The sequence below is a fragment of the Vibrio sp. R-1 genome, from assembly GCF_035615595.1.
In the GTDB taxonomy this organism is placed as follows: domain Bacteria; phylum Pseudomonadota; class Gammaproteobacteria; order Enterobacterales; family Vibrionaceae; genus Vibrio; species Vibrio cholerae.
This window is the reverse complement of the sequence record NZ_WPDC01000026.1, coordinates 1-19441: the sequence shown is the minus strand read 5'-3', so window position 1 is coordinate 19441 and position 19441 is coordinate 1. Positions and strand designations below refer to the sequence as shown.

Below are 19441 nucleotides of genomic sequence, written 5' to 3'. Positions count from 1 at the left end.
ACCAAACGAGTTTTACAAAGCTTTTAATCCGCATGAATAATCGTGCTAGCATTCATAGGCTAGGTAAATATATTTATAAGAATTTGATTATATTAGAATTTCTTAAATCACTTAGCATCCCTTCTAACTCTTAACCTTTTAGAGATGAATGATGCACAATAAAATCATAACTCCCCTTTTTCTCGCTGTGGCATTGGCCTTGCCCCATGTCTCTTTGGCTACCAATACTCTGCCTAATGGTAATGAAGCCTCCATTCAGCAAGCGCCTTTTGATAAGGCGTGGCAGCTGCATTTCACCCAAGATTATGCCGAGTTGATTCAGGCTATACCGGACCCAGTCGGCGTCGCCTCACGTGAGCTGAAAGCGGCTTTAGTCAAGCATGGTTACCCAAACATTGATCCCGATAAGGTGTTCTATCATCGCTTCAATGGTGCTATGAGCAGCCCTCGCACCTACAATGGCTGGGCACATGATGAAACGCCTGTTGAGTCATACACCTTGACGCAAGCGGTCATGCTCAATGTGTTTAATCAGTTTCGAGATACCCCACCCAATACGATTGATGTCGAAACTGGGGTATACACCCAAGGAGCGGCTGCCAAGCAGTACGACGAACATAATGAAGTCCGCCTGCTCTCTTCTGAATTATGGAATATTGCTTACTACAATCTCGATATTCAAAAAAGTTACAGCCAAGCGCTGAATCAGTTTTGGACACAATACAGCAAACGCTACACCCAGTTACTGCGCGACAGCTATGCCTTTTCTGCTCATCAGCAGTATCGTCTTGGCTTACTCGACCAAGCTCAGTATCAACTGGCAACCTCATTACTAAGACATCAGCGTCCACAAGATATTCATGTCTACCGTTTTGACATTTACGGTTACGATTCGACCGATATTTTATTGATCGAACAAGAGGGTCATAATGCTGGGCTGCTGTACATCCCCGGCGCACCTCAGCCCTTCTTACCTTATAGTGATGAGCGCCAACTCAAAAAAATCCTATTTAAAAGCCTGAAAAACACCAGTAACCGACAAGCCTTAGCCAAACATTTCAGCCTGGCACTAAGACAAGATGGGGTGACTTACTCAGGCATCGATACGGCGCTGAAAGGCTTCGCATCGGGGACATGGGACGAGAGCTATTTGATGCTCAAGCATCATGCTGTATATGGCGATGTGTTTGCACGCATCACCGAGCAGGTGAAGAGTCGTTTAGAAAGCGATGGCGACACTCAGATCAAATCCAACAGTGAAGCGCAGCGCGATTACTTTCTCTCGCTCACTTACAGTGTCATGACCTTATTCCCCGTGGTTGATCTTATCGCACCGGAGGTAGGGATTCCCCTCAGTATCGGGCTCAGCAGTACTCAATTTGGCTTAAGTCTCGATAAAGCAGTACATGGCGATACGTTAGCTGAACGATTGGAAGGTACGCGAATGAGCGCCATCAATGGTGCTATTCTTGGCGCGACAACACTTGTGCCAGCTCTCGCCCAATATGGCCGCTCACTCAGTGAATCGGTGAACGTCGCCAATCATGCTTTAGAAAATACCATAGTCGTCAATCGCGGCTTCCCAGCTGAAGAGCTGCATAACTTTGTGGCTATGCCGCGTATCGTCACTCATCCACAAACCGGTGAAGAACTGATTGGGGTTAAACTGACCCAAAGTGGTCGCGGAGCGCTGCTGCGTCCTGATGGTTGGGGTTATTACCGCGAAGTGGATGCTGCCAGTGGCCGAGTGCTAAACAGTAAGCCGATTCGTCGAGCGCTTGATATGGAAACGGGCGAACCACAGTGGTTAGAAAATGCCGGATTACAAGGGGGAGGCGATGATCTGGAGAGCGAAGTCGATTCGGCAACCAACAGTCATCGTAGTGATTTACCGGATATTTTACTGCCCGAAGATTTACCTAAGCGTCCCGGCTTGGGAGGTTCTGGCTATGCCGACATGGCAGGTGGGCGTGATTTAGAAGCCGCTCGCGATTTCTGGGAATTGGAGCAGCAAGTCGATCCACAAGCCTATTTAACCGATGTCAAAGCACTACACAGAGTGAATCAACAAGCGCAGCAAGAGATCCTCAATATCCCCTTCTTGCGCTCCTATCAGCCCGAGCTAAAAGGAAGTTTAGTGTTCCGGGGTGATACTCGTTTACCGGATGAATTATTCCATTCCGGTTTTAATCGTCGAGTGGGTCCTGTCGAATATATTCGATTGGCTGAGCATACTCGTGCGATCCGTGGGGTGATTTCAACCAGTACGGAACAATCTGTGGCCGTCAATTATGCGCTCGGCCATCAGCGAGGCTACGTGTATGCCGTTGAATTAAATCAAGGTGGCGTTGCTGTCGACACCAGCCTGCGCGGTAAAACACTGCATGAGATTGCAACCCTGAATATTCCTCCTGAGGATATTATCTTCGCCGTAGGCCCATTGACGGGTGAAGATATTGGCTACTTCGATCTGGTGCATGAGCCAAATCAGCGTACCGCTGAACTGCTGATCAATCCCCACGCAACCGCAACACCAGAGGTGGCAAAACAAGCGTTTGAACGACTCAAGGTCACCCTCAAATACGATTTGAGTCCAGAGATGTCGTTTGAGGAACGTTATGCCAATCGCGCCGATTTACTCTGGCATGAAGATGAAGCACCGGTAACCGATGCCGTTACTCAGCACTAAAATGAGCTGTATTCGGTAAGATTATACCCAAACAACTTGGAGTTGCAGGTAGGCGGCAAGTGAGTGAATCCCCATGAGCATAGACAAACTATGTGATTGGGGTGAACGAACGTAGCCAACACCGCTGCAACTTCAAGTAGGAAAGGTATAGCCAGCTATTGACTGCCATATATACCCCCCGTAGGAACCATCCTACAGGGGGATTTTTCTACAATGAACAGCAGATTGCTTGTCGTTCAGTTCAGATTAAACAATAAAGCTCGCCCCTTGTTCGGCGGAAGAGACCGCTTGGCGCATCATTTTAAACAATTCGCGTCCCCACATTTGCTGATCGCGCTCGGTATCTAAAGCGAGAGCTTGGCGATGGCTCATGTCGGTTAAGTTCTTAAGCGTGCCTGTTGTGCAATCCAAGCGCAGCAAATCCCCATCACGCACAAGGCCAATCGCACCACCGCGTACCGCTTCTGGTGACACATGAATCGCCGATGGAATTTTACCTGACGCGCCCGACAAACGGCCATCGGTCACCAGCGCGACTTTGAATCCGGCTTTTTGCACGTTGCCCAAAATCGGCATCAATTTGTGCAGCTCTGGCATACCATTGGCTGCCGGGCCATTGTGGGTCACCACCACAATGCAATCTTTATTGAGCTCGCCACGCTGGTAAGCCGCTTCCACTTCGTGCTGACACTGGAAAACTACCGCTGGCGCTTCAATGATGCGTTGCTCTTCTTTCACTGCCGAGACTTTGATCACTGCGCGGCCTAAGTTCCCGTTCAGCATTTTAGTGCCGCCAGTGGTTTGGAAGCACTCGCCACTCGCCGCGATCACTTGTGCATCACGCGTGCCTTCGCACGCCATCCAACGCAACTCCCCTGCCACCAACTCAGGCAGAGTCAGCTGATCACTAAACTCACCAAATACCGGTGTGACATCCGAGTGCAGCAACTTGGCTTCATGCAAACGCTTCATCAGTGCGGGGACACCACCCGCTTGTTGGAAGGCATTCATATCCGCGGGGCCATTCGGGTAAACCTTAGCCAGCAGTGGAACCACATCCGACAGATCACTGATGTCCTGCCAGGTCAGCAAAATCCCCGCGGCACGTGCCACCGCCAACATATGAATTGTGTGGTTCGTACTGCCACCAGAAGCCAGCAGAGCGACAATCCCATTGAGCAGACTTTTCTCGGTTACGACTTGATAGAGCGGACGATACTGCGCTGAACCTTGGGTCATGCTGGCAATTTTTACCGTCGCGTCATCGTTCAATGCTTGGCGCAGCGCCGAATGAGGATGCACGAACGCCGAGCCCGACAACATCAGCCCCATGGCTTCAAACACCAATTGGTTGGTGTTGGCGGTGCCGTAGAAAGTACACGTACCCGGCGCGTGGTAAGCCTGACACTCCATATTCAGTAGTGCGTCTTTAGCCACTTCACCCGCCGCATACTTTTGGCGAATATCCACTTTCTCTTCATTGCTGATGCCGGTTGCCATTAAACCAGCAGGCATAAACGCAGTCGGCAGATGCGCGTAAGAAAGCGCGCCCATCAATTGCCCCGGAGCGATTTTGTCACAGATCCCGAGCAGCAAAGTGGCATCAAACACATTGTGACTGAGGGAGAGTGCAGTCGCCTGCGCAATCAAATCACGGGAAAACAGCGACATATCCATCCCCGGCTGACCTTGCGTCACGCCATCGCACATGGCGGGTACACCACCGGCGACCTGCGCGGTATGGCCGTACTCGGCTAACACCATCTTGATGCGGTCTGGATAGTGCTGATAAGGCTGATGCGCACTGAGCATATCGTTATAGGAAGTCACAATCGCCACATTACTGCGCGTGAAATCGAGGATCGCTTTTTTCTCTGTGCTGCAAGAAGCCGCCACTGCGTGGGCTAAATTACCGCAAGAGAGTGAAGTGCGACCTTTGCCGGCTTTTTCTTGTGCTTGACTGCGTGCAATGAAGGCCGCACGTGCTTCACGGCTACGCTCAATCAGGTTTTGAGTGACCTTGGCTAAAATAGGATGAATCATAGACCCTCCTGCTCTTGCAGCGCTTGAATGGCACAGCTCACCACTTCCTGCACTGAACAATCAATAGGGATAATCAGGGTTTGCGGCTCACCATCAGGGCGCTCTAAGGTTTCAAACTGACTGTTGACCATGTTCTCTTTCATGAAATGGCCTTGGCGAGCACGCATACGCTCCATGATCAGTTCTTTCGAGCCATCCAAGAACAAGAAGGTCACGTTTTGGTTGCCTTCGCGGATCTGGTCACGGTACTGCTTTTTGAGTGCCGAGCAGACAATCACCCCATGTTCGTTTTTGCTTTCGAGGCTGTAAGCGGCATCGCGGATGCGCTCTAACCAAGGTTTACGATCTTCATCATTGAGCGGCTGGCCGGAGGCCATTTTCTGAATATTGGCACGCGGATGAAGATCATCGCCATCAATGAATTTTCGCCCAGTCTGCTTTGCCAATAACTCACCAATGGTGCTTTTACCGCAAGCACAAACCCCCATCACAATGATGCTACTACCGGCCATAACGACTCCTTAAAACCAAACTTGCGCGTGATCGCATTTTTAAAATTCACTTCGAAATATGGGTTTATCTTATTCATGTTATGGGTAACATGTTACCGGTAACTTCACTAAATGTGAGCTATAACACAAACTATAAATCTGGACGGTGAACTCATGGACCCCTTACTACAAACCTCTGATCCTACGTATCTATTAACCGTGGCGGCGGTCGCCATTATTGCGCTACTGCTGCTGATTATTCGTTTTAAAATCCACGCTTTTGCTTCACTGACCTTAGTCAGTTTAGGCACTGCGATCGCCACTGGCGTGGCGTCTGACAAAGTGGTGTCGACCATGATGACAGGCTTTGGTGGCACGCTGGCTTCGGTCGCGCTGCTGGTCGGCCTTGGCGCTATGATTGGTAAAATCTTGGAAGTGACGGGCGGTGCGAAAGTGCTGGCAGACACGCTGATCGGCCGCTTTGGCGAGCAGCGCGCACCGTTTGCGCTCGGTGTGGCATCACTACTGTTTGGCTTCCCCATCTTCTTTGATGCGGGCCTGATTGTGATGATGCCGATCATCTTCAGCGTCGCGAAACGCTTTGGTGGCTCCCCCCTTAAATACGCGCTGCCTTCCGCCGGTGCGTTTGCGGTCATGCACGCCTTTGTGCCACCGCATCCGGGGCCAGTTGCCGCGGCAGAACTGCTCGGCGCAAACATCGGCTTGCTGCTGATTGTTGGCTTACTCGTAGCCATCCCGACTTGGTACTTGGGCGCTTACCTATTTGGTCTGTATGCCGGTAAGAAATTCGATATTCCTTTGTCGAAAGCCTTCTTCAATACCGATGCGATCATTGACGAAGCCAAGCTACCAAAATTTGCCACGGTCATGACCATTCTGGTACTGCCAGTGCTGCTGATTTTTATGGATACCGGTTTGAACACCCTTGCGGTCGCGGGCATGATTGATGGTAAAGCTCCCGCAGTCGAATTCCTGCGTATGCTGGGTAAAACGCCGATTGCTCTGCTGATCACTCTGCTCGTCTGTATCGCAGCGTTCGCCAAAGATTACGGCATGGCACGCCTAGAAAAACTGTGTGGTGATTCGCTTGCCCCCATCTGCGCGGTAATTTTAGTCACCGGTGCGGGCGGCATGTTCGGTGGCGTACTGCGCGCAAGCGGCATTGGTAGCGCACTGGCTGGCGTGCTGTCGGATACCGGTATGCCGATTGTGATTGCAGCATTTGTGATTTCCACCTGTTTGCGTGTCGCGCAAGGTTCGGCCACGGTCGCTCTAACCACGACGGCAGCCCTGATTGCACCGACGGTGGCGGCGACCACAGGCCTGTCTGAGCTTGACCTGTGCTTTATCGTGATTTCGATTGCCGGCGGTGCTACTGTGCTTTCACACTTTAACGATTCTGGTTTCTGGCTAGTGTCGCGTTTGATGGAGATGGATGAGAAAACCACTCTAAAAACGTGGACTGTGATGGAAACCCTGTTGGGCGGTATCGCCTTCCTGATTGTGGCAACACTCAGCTTTATTCTGTAGAGGTATGGACTCATGACCATTGAACAACGCTTACGAGCGATCAAAATTGTCCCTGTTATTGCGATTAATGATGTCGCCCACGCACTGCCACTGGCCAAAGTGCTGGTTGAAAACGGTTTGCCTTGTGCAGAAGTCACTTTCCGCACCGCTGCAGCCGCGGAATCGATTCGCATCATGCGTGAGGCGTATCCAGACCTGCTGATTGGCGCAGGCACTGTACTCACGACAGCGCAAGTGGATGAAGCGATTGCGGCGGGAGCTGATTTCATCGTGAGCCCGGGTCTGAACCCGACCACAGTGAAATATTGTCAGCAGCGCAATATCGCGATCATTCCGGGCGTCAACAACCCAAGTTTGGTTGAGCAAGCGATGGAAATGGGTCTGCGTACCCTGAAGTTCTTCCCGGCCGAGCCATCTGGCGGCATTGCGATGCTGAAAGCGCTGAGCGCGGTGTACCCAGTGAGCTTTATGCCAACGGGTGGTATCAATCCAAACAATGCGCAAGAGTATCTGGCGCTCAAATCGGTTGTCGCGTGTGGCGGCACTTGGATGGTACCAACTGACCTGATGGACAAAGGCGACTGGGATACCCTCGCCGAGCTCGTACGCAACGTATAAGCTTTTTCAACTCGTTCCCCCACCAAAGACCAAACGCTCCGTTTGGTCTTTTTTATATTGCGCGTTAACTCGTTGAGCAGAATGAGATATCACCTACAAGGATGAAATGCACAAATAACACTTGAATCAATAATGAAAATTACTATCATTTGCGATTCATTTTTGTGGCGAATGTTTGCCACTGACATTATTCGTCAATAATAAATAGAGTTAATCCTTCATGTCTCATTTTACTCGCTCAAGAACCTGGGTCAGTCTGGCCGTTTTCGCCGCTTGTGCCCCCGCCCATGCCGAACAAGAAACCTTGGTCATCACCAGTCAACAAAGCCAACTGCCCGAAGTCGCCACCGCAACCCGCACCGCCACACCGGCTAAACTGGTGCCGCAAACCATTGATTCACTTTCAGCGGAAGAGTTGACCGCATTTGGCGCTCCCAGCCTAAGCGAAGCTTTAGCTGGGGTACCGGGGGTCAACGCCAACGGCGATACCCGTTTTGACGGCATCAATATTCGTGGATTTTCCGCCAGCAACGATTTTTATCTCGATGGTTTTCGTGATGATATGCAGTACACCCGCGATCTCGGCAACATCGAGCGTATCGAAGTTCTCAAAGGCCCAGCGGCGGTGTTGTATGGCCGTGGTAGTACAGGGGGGATCGTCAACCGCGTCAGCAAAGTGCCACACGCAGGTGATGCCGCGAGCGTTTCTGCACGCATTGGCAGCCATGATTACCAACGCCTTGCCGCGGATCTCAATGGTGAGGTCAATCAGCAAGTACAAGTTCGCCTCAATATTGCTCAAGAAGATTACGGCAGTTTCCGCCATGGCGTGGAAGGCAAACGCACTTTGCTTGCTCCGTCTCTGAACTGGGACATCAATGATGATGTGAGCTGGCTTATCCAGTATGAGCAACACTCCCATAATCGCGTGCCAGATCGTGGTATTCCGGCGGTGAACGGCTCTCCTGCTGAGGTTCCTGCGAGCAGTGTTTACAGCGATACCAGCCGTGACTTTATTGATGATGATGTGGCCACCACGCGCTCACGCATTACTTGGGCCTTCCACCCAGAATGGCAACTGCGCCAACAACTGAGCTACACCAAGCTCGATAGCCAATTTGATAACACTTACGTAGCTCGCGTCAGTGGCGACCAAGTCACGCGTCAACGCTTCCAACAAGATCTGCAAGCCAACAACCTGATCAGCAATACCGAAACAGAAGGCACCTTCAACACAGGCCCAATTGCCCACCGAATTCTGATCGGTCTAGAGCAGGGCTGGCAAGAGCGCTCGCCGAAACTGTATCGCAACGCCAATAGCATCCCGAGTGGCAACCTGTACCAACCTGAGTCACTGCCGACCTACAACGGACCTATGTCAGTATCTAGTGATGCCACTCATAAAGTGCGGAGCTACGGTATTTATGTCCAAGATCAACTGCAATGGGGTGATTGGATTGTGTTGGCAGGTCTGCGTCACGATGATTTCACCGTCACCACTCATCGCCACGATACCCATAAAGAAGAGACCATCTCATCCAACAGCTTAAGCCCACGTTTAGGTGTGGTATGGACCCCTGTGCAAGAGCATGCGTTGTACGCTTCCTACTCACAAACCTATTCTCCGGTTGGTGGTGGCGTTATTGGCATTACGCCGGGAGACAAACATAACCACCTCGATCCTGAGCACTCACGCCTGTATGAAACTGGCGTCAAAAGCGATTGGCTAGAGGGCCGCATCTCAACCACTTTATCCGTCTATCGCTTAGAAATGTACAACCGCCGTATGCGTGATCCGAATGATCAGGAGCGTATTATTCTCACCGGATTACAACGTACTGATGGTATTGAGCTGAGCAGCCGTGCACTTCTCACCGATGAATTTTCTCTGCGTGGCGGCATTGGCCTGCAAGATGCAAAATACGTCGAAGCTGATGCCAGTGAGCAAGGTAAACGCCCAACCAACGTATCGCGCCTCAATGGTGAGCTGTTTGTCGCTTATCAATCAGCAAGCGATGGTTGGTTTGGTGAGACCGGTTTTGTGGCGGTCGGCGATCGCTATGCCGATCGTACTAACACCACTAAACTGCCCGGTTATGCCCGTTTCGATGCACGTCTCGGCTACCAATGGCAAGCTTGGCGCACTCAACTGAGCGTAGAAAACCTGCTCGATAAGGATTACTACCTGAGTGCCACCAGCAGCACACAAATTCAGCCGGGTGCACCGCGTGAGTTCTACCTCACAGCGTCTTACCAGTTCTAAACGATTGATCCCCATTTGGCATGCAGCGGCAAGTCAAAGGGGATAACCACAGGAGAGCTGGCCTAACGGCCAGCTTGATTATGCAACGTCGACGCCTGCCTCTACACAACAATAAATGGATCCGCCGCCTTCATGCGTGGTGCGGCTTCTTCACCCTGCTCTTAATGCTGTTGTATGGCCTCACTGGCCTTTGGTTATCTCACCGCGCAGTCTGGCCACTGCCTGGGCCACACACCAGCAAAAGTGAATGGCAACTCTCGCTGACTGACCCCATCGATTCAGTCAGCACTTTTCAAGCGCAGCTCAATACCGAATATGGCGAACATGAGTGGACGATACGCGAGATCGCCGCTCAGCAGTTGCCCACGCCACACCAGCCGTTATTGATCCCGGCGCGCTGGGAAGCGCGTGCCACCAGCGTGACCGATACCTTTAGCGCCCAATACGTACCCGGCACCTTAGTCATTCAAGCTCAGCATCAAAAAGCCAACTGGGCCGCTGTGCTTAACCGCTTGCATCGCGGAATGGGAACGGGTCTGGGCTGGCAGCTGTTTTCCGACCTTGCGGCGGTTGCCATGCTCCTGCTTGCTCTGACCAGTTTACTGATGTGGACCAAACTCCACGGCTCCCCGAAACGAGCAGGATGGCTATTGATAGGTGGCAGTGTCGCGACCACACTGTTCGCCATTTTTGGTTAATTGACTCCCCACGGCGACCTCGTCGCACCCGACAATCTAACCACATAGGTTGCAGCCCACGTCGCTGCAACCTTTGGTGACGCTGGCGCTCACTGATTGCGCGCTTTCACATTTCTGCTGCGGACTTGAAGCGAAATTCGACATCGTGCACAACTTCACCACTTTGCCTCTTTAGTCGCATTTACCGCTCTGAAAACAATCTGTTACAGTCTTGCGTACCATGAAATATTCATCATGCGTGTCATATCTCAAGGAGTGATGTTTATGACTTCCGTTAGCCTGCGCCACCTCTCAATCCGTAATCGCTTATTTCTGCTCACTGTGGTGATTCTGGTACTGCTGGCAATACCGTTTGCCATTATGGTCAAAGATTATCGACACGACCTGATGCAAGAAAAGCAAGTTCAAACTCAGCATTTAGTCGAAAGTGCTTACACACTACTTGAGCACTATGCTCAGCAAGCTACCCAAGGCACACTCACGACCGAACAAGCACAAAACACGGCAAAACAAGCGATAGCTCAACTGCGTTATGGCGCGAACGACTACTTCTGGATTAATGATGCGCAGCCTGCCATGGTGATGCATCCGATGAAACCGGATTTGAATGGCAAAGATCTGCGCAGCTTTAAAGACCCGAACGGCAAAGCTTTATTCGTCGAAATGGTCAATGTCACCCAAAGAAATCAGCATGGTGTGGTCGAGTATCAGTGGCCTAAACCGGGTGCCGAACAACCCGTCGATAAAGTCTCTTACGTCAAACTGTTCAAACCTTGGGGCTGGATTATCGGCACGGGCATCTATGTCGATGATGTGAATGCGCTGGTGATGCAGCGCCTGAGCTCAATACTGGTTTGGGTTGTGGGCACGCTGCTGGTCTTGATTACGCTTGCCAGCTTGATTGGGCGCAGCATCACTCAACCTTGCGAAGAGACACTCGCAACGCTGAAAAATATCGCCCAAGGTGAAGGGGATCTTACTCGCCAATTAACCGTGACGGGAAAAGATGAACTGGCACAAATCGCGCAAGCCTTTAACCTGTTCACCAATAAAATTCGACATATTATTCAAGAAATTACCCCAATCACCGAAAGCGTGACGGGCTCTGCCGATGAACTGACTCAAGTAGCGCAAAGTGCATCCAGCAAAGCGTATGACCAGCACCAAGCGGTGGATACCGTCGCTTCCGCCATGAATCAGTTGCATGCGTCCAATCAAGAAGTCGCGCAATCTGCCCATCAGGCTGAACAAGCAGCGCACAGTGCCAATCAAGCGGCCAGCCAAGGGCGCGAAATGATCACACTCACCTCGACTCAAATGCAGAGCTTGCGCGATCAACTGACCCGTACCGAACAAGAAACTCAAGTGCTGGCCAGTGAAACGCAATCGGTCAGTGCAGTCTTGGAAGTGATCCGTGGTGTGGCCGAGCAGACCAACTTACTGGCACTGAATGCGGCGATTGAAGCGGCGCGTGCTGGTGAGCAAGGCCGCGGCTTTGCTGTGGTCGCCGATGAAGTGCGCACCCTCGCCACTCGCACCCAAGCCAGCACCAATGAGATTGAGCAAATCATTGCTCAGTTACAGAAAAAAGCGCAGAGCGTCAGCCAATCCATGACGCAAACCCAGCAGCAATCACGGGTGACGCAACAGCAAGCCGAGCAAGCGCAACAGATGCTCAATGAGATTGAAGCGCAGATCAAAACCATTTTGTCCTTCAACCAACATATCGCAGGCGCGAGCGCCCAGCAATCCGAGGCTACCGACGAAATTACCCGTAACCTCACCCAGATTGCCGAGCACAGCACCCAAGCCTCAGCTCAAGCTAACCAAGTGGCAGCCGCCAGTGAACAGTTGATGGAAAATGGCCAGCATCTGGCTCGCAGCTTAGCGGTGTTTAAAATCTGATCCCGCGACGACGCTTTTCACCTAAATTGCACCATAAAAAAAGAGAGAGCCGTGAGGCTCTCTCTGTGTATCAGCGTCCATTGGGGAATTACGCTGTCTTTATAGGGTGATTCAAGCTGGCTTAGTCTTTCAGCACTTTCACGGTATAAGAGCCATCTTTTTGGCGATACAAACCGTGAATATCGGTCTCAAAACCTGGGTAATGCGCGCCGATTTCACACAGCATTTCCAAGAAATCCAACACTGGACGAGAGCTGTCTGTCACCATTTCACCAGGCAGTACCAATGGCACGCCTGGAGGATAAGGCAGGATCATATTGGCACTTACTCGGCCAACCATGTCGTTCAGCAGAATTTCTTCGGTTTGACCACGCAGCTCTTGTTGCCATGCCACGTGTGGCGTGACTTTCATCTCTGGCAGCACATCGAACGCTTTGTACATCAGCTCTGGCAGTTGGTATTTACGGGTTAAATCGTGAATGCCTTGCGCCAACTCTTGAATACGCATGCCTTCGTAGAAAGCTGGGTCTTCACGGTACAGTGAAGGCAGCATGGTACGAATGGTCAGGTTCAAATCATAACCGCGTTTGAACTCCGTCAAGCCGCGCAGCAACTGCATCGCTTTTGACTTATCAATACCGATAGAGAACAGGAACAGCAGGTTGTAAGGGCCAGTTTTCTCAACCACGATACCGTGTTCATCAAGGTATTTAGAGACCAGTGATGCCGGAATACCGCTCTGCTCCAATTCGCCATCTTTGCTCATTCCCGGAGTCAGCAGAGTGATTTTGATGGGGTCAAGGTACATGTGGTTGTCATCAAGATTCTTGAAGCCGTGCCAATCTTGGTTTGGATCGAGTTTCCAGCACTCGGTGGTCTCAATGTTCTCGGGTTGCCAAACATCGAAGAACCAGCCTTCGCTCTCGCCTTTCAGGCGTTTGATCTCTTTACGGAAGCGAATCGCACGATCGATAGAGTCCTGCATCAGCTTACGGCCGGTGTTGCCACGCATCATCGCCGCAGCGGTTTCCGTCGAAGCCACAATGCCGTACTGCGGTGAGGTTGAGGTGTGCATCATGAACGCTTCGTTGAACGACTCGCGATCAAACTCACCTTTGACATGAATCATCGAAGCTTGTGAGAACGCCGCCAGCAGTTTGTGGGTGGACTGTGTTTCGTAGAACACTTTGCCCGGCATCGCTTCGCCACTCATGCCGCATTTGCCTTCATAAATACGGTTGAAGTTAGTGTAAGGCACCCATGCACTGTCGAAGTGGATGTGTTTGCAATCCAGAGACTCTTTGATGAACTGAGTGTTGTACAGCAGGCCATCGTAAGTCGAGTTGGTGATCACCGCGTAGCTTGGCGCGCTCGCACCCGGAGTGTTTGCCACTTTCTCTGCAATCACTTCACGGCTGAATTCGCTCTGTGGAATACCACCGAGAATGCCGTAAGCGTTACGGGTTGGACGGAAGTAAATGGGGGTGACGTCCGTCATCATCATTAAGTGAGTCAATGACTTATGACAGTTACGATCCACCAGCACTGTGCTGCCCGCAGGCGCTGAGAACATACCGACGATCTTGTTCGAGGTCGATGTGCCGTTGGTCACGATGTAAGAGGCATCGGCATTGAACGTGCGTGCGATGTACTCTTCCGCTTCTTTGTGTGGGCCAGAGTGATCGAGCAGTGAACCCAGTTCTGGCATCGAAATCGATACGTCCGCTTTGAAGGTATTTGGACCGTAGAAATCGTAGAAAATGCTGCCAACAGGGCTTTTCTGGAACGCAGTACCACCCATATGGCCCGGAGTACAGAAGGTGTATTTACCCTCTTCTACATATTTGAACAGCGCCTTAGTAAACGGAGGCATGATCGCGTCTTTGTACTCTTGAGTCGCTTGATTGATCTTGATGGCGATATCGTCGGCCATGCCCAGAGCGTATTCGAAGAAATGCACGTTGAGGCGCAGGTCGGTTAGCGAAATATCTAACGTCGATTGCTCGTTAGCAAAGGCGTGCACAGGCAGTTTTTCATTGACTTTACTGATGCGCTCACACAGCTCTAGCGAGTATTTATCCCAGTCGAACAGCACGCCGCAAATGCGTGGGTTCATCTCAATCATCTTGATCAGATCTTTGTCATCCACCGGATAAACCACGTCGTAACCGGCTTTTTCTAATGCTGCATGCAGTTGGCGAACAGGCTCTTCTTTAAAGAACACACCCATGTGGTTCAAGATAGCGAAAATATTCATTTGGACATCTCCAAGGCGAAAAAAGGCGCTCTCTGTGCACTGCACAGTGAGTAAGACGAGCGCCATAGTGAATTCAGAAAGCTGGCGTGGCAGACGCCAGCAAGGTCAATCAGAACTGAGCCGAAGCTTGTTGTGGATGAGTCTCGAGGTATTTATCCAGACCCGCTTTTTTGCTGTAGAACATCAAAATAATCAGCGACATGATGAAGGTTGCAGTCAGGGTTGAACCCTCTGCACCGGCCAGCGCCACCATACAGAACAAGCTGGCAATACCGGAGAACAACATCACAAACGTATTGCGAGTGGTCATGCCTTCGAAGCGGATCAGGTTAATGCTGGAGTAGAAATAAGGCAGCATGGTCAGCAGAACCGCATCGGTAGTCAGTTGGTTAAACAGATCGGAAGCGTGCGCAGTTTCTGAGCTGAAGAACATCAGTACCAGCATCAGCAGTGTCATCATGCTGGAAGCAATCAGCAGACCTTTTTTCGGCACACCGTTGCGATCGGTTTCACCGAACACTTTCGGGAAGTTACCATCGTTAGCGGCACGTTTGCCCGCTTCGCCGACCAGCATCATCCAAGAGCCAAGTGACGTGAAACACGCTAGTGCAGTAAAGGCAGACACGAATGGCGCAGTCCAGCTACCAAACAGTGCCGTGGTCGCCAGTGCAAAAGGTGCACCCGATGCCGCCACTTCAGAGGCAGGGAACATACCGCTGATCATTTGAGTTGATAGCACATAGATAAGGCCCGCAAGACCAGTACCTAACATGGTTGCCAGTGGTACCGTGCGTTTGGGGTTTTCGACCATACCGGAAGAAACCGCTGCCGATTCGACACCCACGAAAGACCACAGACAGATCAGCACTGCAGTGATCACCGCATGGCCATCGCTACCAGCAGACACATTCCAGTTTTGGCTGTAGAGCGCGCTGTCAAAGTGCGTCCAACCAAACAGAGCCGTACCGACTACAGGGATCAAAATCAGCACCAAACCAATGGTACATAAGCGGCTTACCCAGCTACCCCCAAGCAAGTTGACTAAGGTAAATAGCCAAACCGAAGCAATGGTCGCTAAACCAGCAGGGATCGGGTTATTCAGCACCGGGAAGAACACCGAAAGGTAAGAAACACCGGTAATCGCAATCGCCAAATTACCAATCCAGTTAGCGTGGTAGTAAAGCACGCCCGTTTGGAAACCAAACACCGGTGACACTTCCCCTGCATAAGCAATCGGGCCACCCTCTTGCGGGTTTTTGGTTGCCAAACGAGCAAACACAAACGCCAGACTGAGTGCACCAACAATGCAGATCAGCCAGCTATAAATGGAAATTGAACCTACGCTTGCTAGCGTAGAAGGAAGCAGTGCAATGCCACTGCCCATCATGTTGCCAGCCACCACACCCGTACAGGCGATCAGGCCGATTTTTTTTGCATTTGATGACATAACATCTCCAAATCGATTCTATCCCCAAACGACTTGGAGTTGCAGGTAGGCGGCAAGTGAGTTCATCCCCATGAGCATAGATAAACTATGTGATTGGGGTGAACGAACGTAGCCAACACCGCTGCAGCTTCAAGTAAGAAGGGTATATACGCTCTCAGGCTCCCCGACTACAGGGCGTATCTTAACAGTATTCCTTGATACAAAAAGCAATTATTGCTCCTCTCAATCGTTACACTCTGATACGACCACTCAAAAAATGTTCGTTTTAAAGTGGTCATCACCCAGCAATGTCTATAGAATCCGCGCCTTTATTCAAAATGATAATAAATCACACTCACTTTAATGATGCTGCTTATACTTAACTAGCCGTAACTTATTGACCATTTGGGTTCTATCACTTGCTATGAAAAACACGATTTACCATGCCCCACTGACGTTTGGACTCTATGCGCTTGCTGGAGTGCTCTTTGCGCTTTACACAAGCCGAGTCTGTCCTTTTCTCGCGACATTAAGCACTCGTGAAATCGCCACTCAGGTGGGTGCTGTCTTCATTCTCGCATGGCTGATTCGGCATACTCTGCTTCGCCAGCACATTTGGGCAAGAAAGCAGCAATTTATCCAATTGGACACGGCACTCCTCTTCGCAATGAGTCTGCCTTTAGCGCTTTACTACAATCTGCAATACCAGTTCACGTTAGACAGTAATTTAAAAGTACTGTTTGGAATGACCTTATTTGGTTTCTTCACCGGAGCGTTATTGCAATTAAGCAGTAAGTTAAGAACGCTGCGCCAAATGCCTCAAAGTCAGAACCTTGCTCTCTCTTCTGATGAGCGACGTTCCTTAGTCAAACAGCTGATTGGCTTGATCGTCCTTTTAATCAGCACACTGACAGTGATGCTCAGCATGGTCGCAATCAAAGATATTCACTGGCTGGAAAATAACCCTGCGCGCCTACTTGATGGCAGTGGCAAGATCAGCATTGTGAAAGAGTTTGCCTTTTTGTCCTTGGTGTTAGGCGGCTACATCACGGCCATTCTCGTTCTCTGGAGTCGAGTGATGAAAGAGATCCTCGACCATCAGGAGCGCTCATTGCAAGCCGTGACACAAGGCAACCTCCAAGTGCGCCTTCCCGTCTACTCTAACGATGAGTTAGGCAATGTCGCCATGTTGACCAATCAGATGTTAGACAGCTTAGAAGCTACGCAAAATGAGGTCAAAACCACACGTGATGTGGCTATCGTCAGCTTATCGGCTCTTGCGGAATCACGAGATAACGAGACAGGGGCACATATTCTTCGCACTCAAGAATACGTCAAAGCGTTAGCAGAATATCTCGCTGCTTTTCCCCAATATTCAACGCTGTTAACCCCGGCTTATATCGAACTACTCTACAAATCCGCGCCATTGCATGATGTAGGCAAGGTTGGCATTCCAGATTCGGTTCTGCTCAAACCTGGCAAACTGACCGATGAGGAGTTCACCGTCATGAAAGAGCATCCGCGTATCGGGGCTCAAGCACTTGCGATTGCTGAGCGCCATTTAGGGACGAGCTCCTTCCTCGCTATTGCCAAAGAAATTGCCCTCACTCACCACGAAAAATGGGATGGCACGGGTTATCCGGCGCAATTACAAGGAGAAGCCATCCCGCTTTCCGGTCGCTTAATGGCGTTAGCCGATGTGTATGATGCCTTGATTTCAGCTCGGGTTTATAAACCGGCTTTTAGTCATGACAAAGCCAAAGCCATTATTGTCGAAGGCAGTGGTCACCATTTTGATCCTGCCGTGGTCGAGGCTTTTCTCGCAGTTGAGGAAAAGTTCGTAGCTATTGCAGCACACTTTAAAGATGCCGCATAAGGTTGTAGTTATACCCTTCCTACTTGAAGCTGCAGCGGTGTTGGCGACGCTCTGCTTTGCGAATGCTCAATCCATGACGATGGAAAGAAATGAAAATTTAATACGTAATGATCTGAACATCGCCAAATCTTATCTTATTGATGTATTACCTCAATAACCGGACAAAAATTCATCTCGCCTTAGGCTGAAAAGCCTAAGGCTTTTACATCACAAATGACCGACTATTCCCAGTTTTTCAGCCAAGTAAAAATTTTTCGATATTTTCTTTCAGGTGCTGTTGTCACCTGAATACGAGGGAGGTATAAATACGGTAAATTTTGATGAGTTCAATCATCCCTTCCCACCCTAACTTGACATGGATGTGCTTTATGTTCGAAAAAGTCGTTGCCGCTCCCGCTGACCCTATCCTAGGTTTAACTGAAGAGTTCAAAAAAGACCCTCGTACCGACAAAATTAACCTCGGTGTAGGTATTTATAAGAATGAAGCAGGTGAAACCCCGGTTCTCGCTACTGTAAAGAAAGCAGAAGCCGCACTGCTTGAGTCAGAGAAAACCAAATCTTATCTCACGATTGAAGGGACAGCTGAGTACGGTTTAGCAGTACAAAAACTGCTGTTCGGCGCGAATTCGGACATAGTGACACAAAAACTGGCAAAAACAGCGCAAGCCCCTGGTGGCACTGGTGCGCTGCGTGTGGCGGGTGAATTTATTAAGCGTCAACTGGGCGATGTGAAAGTCTGGATCAGTAACCCAACTTGGGCTAACCATCACGGTGTGTTCAATGCCGCTGGCTTAGAAACTACGCAATACGCTTATTATGATGCCAAAGCCAAAGACAAAGATTTTGCCGCTATGCTGGCAGATTTAGAGCAGGCAGAGAAAGGCGATGTGGTTTTACTGCACGGCTGCTGCCACAATCCAACGGGTATTGACCCAACAGAGCAAGAGTGGGAAGTACTGGCGAAATTGGTGGCTGACAAAGGCTTACTGCCTCTGTTTGACTTTGCTTACCAAGGCTTTGCTTCAGGTGTGGAAGAAGACGCGGCTGGCCTACGTATTTTTGCGAAATACAACTCTGAGATTCTGGTTGCCAGCTCTTTCTCAAAGAACTTTGGCTTGTACAACGAACGTGTCGGTGCCTTCACGCTGGTTGCACCTTCAACAACCGTTGCAGAAACGGCGTTCTCACAAGTTAAAGCGATTATCCGCTCTATCTACTCAAACCCACCGGCTCACGGTGCTGCCGTTGTCACTTATATTCTGAACAACCCAGAATTACGCGCAGAATGGGAAGCCGAAGTCGCGGAAATGCGTGAACGTATTCAAGAGATGCGCGTACTTTTCGTTAACACATTGAAAGAAGTGGGTGTAGACGCTGACTTTAGCTTTATCGAGCGTCAAAACGGCATGTTCTCTTTCTCTGGCCTAAGCAAAGAGCAAGTTGCACGCCTCAAATCAGAGTTGGGTATCTATATCGTCGGCTCTGGCCGCATCAGCGTAGCGGGGATGACCAAATCAAACATGCTACCCTTGTGCCAAGGCATTGCTGCGGTGATGTAATCGCATCGTCAATGACTCTCTTAAACCGGCTGGAATATGGCCGGTTTTTGTTTTTTTACTGTTCA

At 50.4% G+C, this 19441-nt stretch carries 13 protein-coding genes; 9 read left to right on the top strand and 4 right to left on the bottom strand.

The genetic code is table 11. The annotated features are described in order from the left end of the window. Positions 1-148 precede the first annotated feature (148 nt). Positions 149-2689 (top strand): dermonecrotic toxin domain-containing protein, encoded by a 2541-nt coding sequence (locus tag GOU96_RS07950; RefSeq protein WP_001934618.1) that lies wholly within the window; start codon positions 149-151, stop codon positions 2687-2689. Between the two features lie 246 nt (positions 2690-2935). Here GOU96_RS07950 and edd read toward each other — a convergent pair whose 3' ends face one another. Together edd and GOU96_RS07940 are read right to left on the bottom strand one after the other, a co-directional pair. Beyond that, positions 2936-4732 (bottom strand): phosphogluconate dehydratase, encoded by a 1797-nt coding sequence (edd, locus tag GOU96_RS07945; RefSeq protein ID WP_267781991.1) that lies wholly within the window; start codon positions 4730-4732, stop codon positions 2936-2938. After that, positions 4729-5244: a gluconokinase gene (locus tag GOU96_RS07940; RefSeq protein ID WP_000919108.1), complete on the bottom strand. Its 516-nt coding sequence runs from the start codon at positions 5242-5244 to the stop codon at positions 4729-4731. Before GOU96_RS07940 ends, edd begins: the two co-directional genes overlap by 4 nt. Positions 5245-5397: 153 nt before the next feature. Between GOU96_RS07940 and GOU96_RS07935 the strand changes: the two genes are divergently transcribed. The 6 genes from GOU96_RS07935 (at position 5398) to GOU96_RS07910 (ending at position 12258) form a co-directional block, all read left to right on the top strand. After that, positions 5398-6774, top strand: coding sequence for a GntP family permease (locus GOU96_RS07935; protein ID WP_088128945.1), 1377 nt, complete (start codon positions 5398-5400; stop codon positions 6772-6774). Between the two features lie 12 nt (positions 6775-6786). Then, positions 6787-7392, top strand: a complete 606-nt coding sequence (locus GOU96_RS07930; protein WP_000151466.1) for a bifunctional 4-hydroxy-2-oxoglutarate aldolase/2-dehydro-3-deoxy-phosphogluconate aldolase — start codon at positions 6787-6789, stop codon at positions 7390-7392. Between the two features lie 220 nt (positions 7393-7612). Continuing rightward, a complete protein-coding gene (locus tag GOU96_RS07925) occupies positions 7613-9655 on the top strand; it encodes a TonB-dependent receptor (protein ID WP_000017907.1) in 2043 nt (680 codons plus the stop codon). Positions 9656-9675: 20 nt separating this feature from the next. Further along, on the top strand, positions 9676-10353 hold the full coding sequence (locus GOU96_RS07920) for a PepSY-associated TM helix domain-containing protein (protein WP_267781987.1): 678 nt from the start codon (positions 9676-9678) through the stop codon (positions 10351-10353). 49 nt (positions 10354-10402) lie between these two features. Continuing rightward, positions 10403-10528, top strand: coding sequence for a hypothetical protein (locus GOU96_RS07915; protein ID WP_001905272.1), 126 nt, complete (start codon positions 10403-10405; stop codon positions 10526-10528). A gap of 89 nt (positions 10529-10617) precedes the next feature. Continuing rightward, positions 10618-12258, top strand: coding sequence for a methyl-accepting chemotaxis protein (locus GOU96_RS07910; RefSeq protein ID WP_267781984.1), 1641 nt, complete (start codon positions 10618-10620; stop codon positions 12256-12258). Positions 12259-12379: 121 nt separating this feature from the next. Here GOU96_RS07910 and GOU96_RS07905 read toward each other — a convergent pair whose 3' ends face one another. Together GOU96_RS07905 and cadB are read right to left on the bottom strand one after the other, a co-directional pair. Beyond that, positions 12380-14515, bottom strand: coding sequence for a lysine decarboxylase CadA (locus tag GOU96_RS07905; protein ID WP_001960716.1), 2136 nt, complete (start codon positions 14513-14515; stop codon positions 12380-12382). Between the two features lie 109 nt (positions 14516-14624). Continuing rightward, complete coding sequence (gene cadB, locus GOU96_RS07900; RefSeq protein WP_000097429.1) at positions 14625-15962, bottom strand: cadaverine/lysine antiporter; 1338 nt, start codon at positions 15960-15962, stop codon at positions 14625-14627. Between the two features lie 403 nt (positions 15963-16365). Between cadB and GOU96_RS07895 the strand changes: the two genes are divergently transcribed. Both GOU96_RS07895 and GOU96_RS07890 read left to right on the top strand, forming a co-directional pair. Then, positions 16366-17817, top strand: coding sequence for an HD-GYP domain-containing protein (locus GOU96_RS07895; RefSeq protein ID WP_000799133.1), 1452 nt, complete (start codon positions 16366-16368; stop codon positions 17815-17817). Positions 17818-18185: 368 nt separating this feature from the next. After that, positions 18186-19376 carry an amino acid aminotransferase gene (locus GOU96_RS07890; protein ID WP_000462147.1) on the top strand — a complete coding sequence of 397 codons (1191 nt, stop codon included), beginning with the start codon at positions 18186-18188 and terminating at the stop codon, positions 19374-19376. Positions 19377-19441: the final 65 nt, after the last annotated feature.

Excerpts from the sequence above, each read along its gene's own strand:
- GOU96_RS07940 (WP_000919108.1), bottom strand. The coding sequence starts at position 5,244 with ATGGCCGGTAGTAGCATCATTGTGATGGGGGTTTGTGCTTGCGGTAAA.
- GOU96_RS07905 (WP_001960716.1), bottom strand. The coding sequence starts at position 14,515 with ATGAATATTTTCGCTATCTTGAACCACATGGGTGTGTTCTTTAAAGAA.
- GOU96_RS07920 (WP_267781987.1), top strand. The coding sequence starts at position 9,676 with ATGCAGCGGCAAGTCAAAGGGGATAACCACAGGAGAGCTGGCCTAACG.
- cadB (WP_000097429.1), bottom strand. The coding sequence starts at position 15,962 with ATGTCATCAAATGCAAAAAAAATCGGCCTGATCGCCTGTACGGGTGTG.
- edd (WP_267781991.1), bottom strand. The coding sequence starts at position 4,732 with ATGATTCATCCTATTTTAGCCAAGGTCACTCAAAACCTGATTGAGCGT.
- GOU96_RS07895 (WP_000799133.1), top strand. The coding sequence starts at position 16,366 with ATGAAAAACACGATTTACCATGCCCCACTGACGTTTGGACTCTATGCG.
- GOU96_RS07925 (WP_000017907.1), top strand. The coding sequence starts at position 7,613 with ATGTCTCATTTTACTCGCTCAAGAACCTGGGTCAGTCTGGCCGTTTTC.
- GOU96_RS07890 (WP_000462147.1), top strand. The coding sequence starts at position 18,186 with ATGTTCGAAAAAGTCGTTGCCGCTCCCGCTGACCCTATCCTAGGTTTA.
- GOU96_RS07930 (WP_000151466.1), top strand. The coding sequence starts at position 6,787 with ATGACCATTGAACAACGCTTACGAGCGATCAAAATTGTCCCTGTTATT.
- GOU96_RS07935 (WP_088128945.1), top strand. The coding sequence starts at position 5,398 with ATGGACCCCTTACTACAAACCTCTGATCCTACGTATCTATTAACCGTG.
- GOU96_RS07910 (WP_267781984.1), top strand. The coding sequence starts at position 10,618 with ATGACTTCCGTTAGCCTGCGCCACCTCTCAATCCGTAATCGCTTATTT.
- GOU96_RS07950 (WP_001934618.1), top strand. The coding sequence starts at position 149 with ATGATGCACAATAAAATCATAACTCCCCTTTTTCTCGCTGTGGCATTG.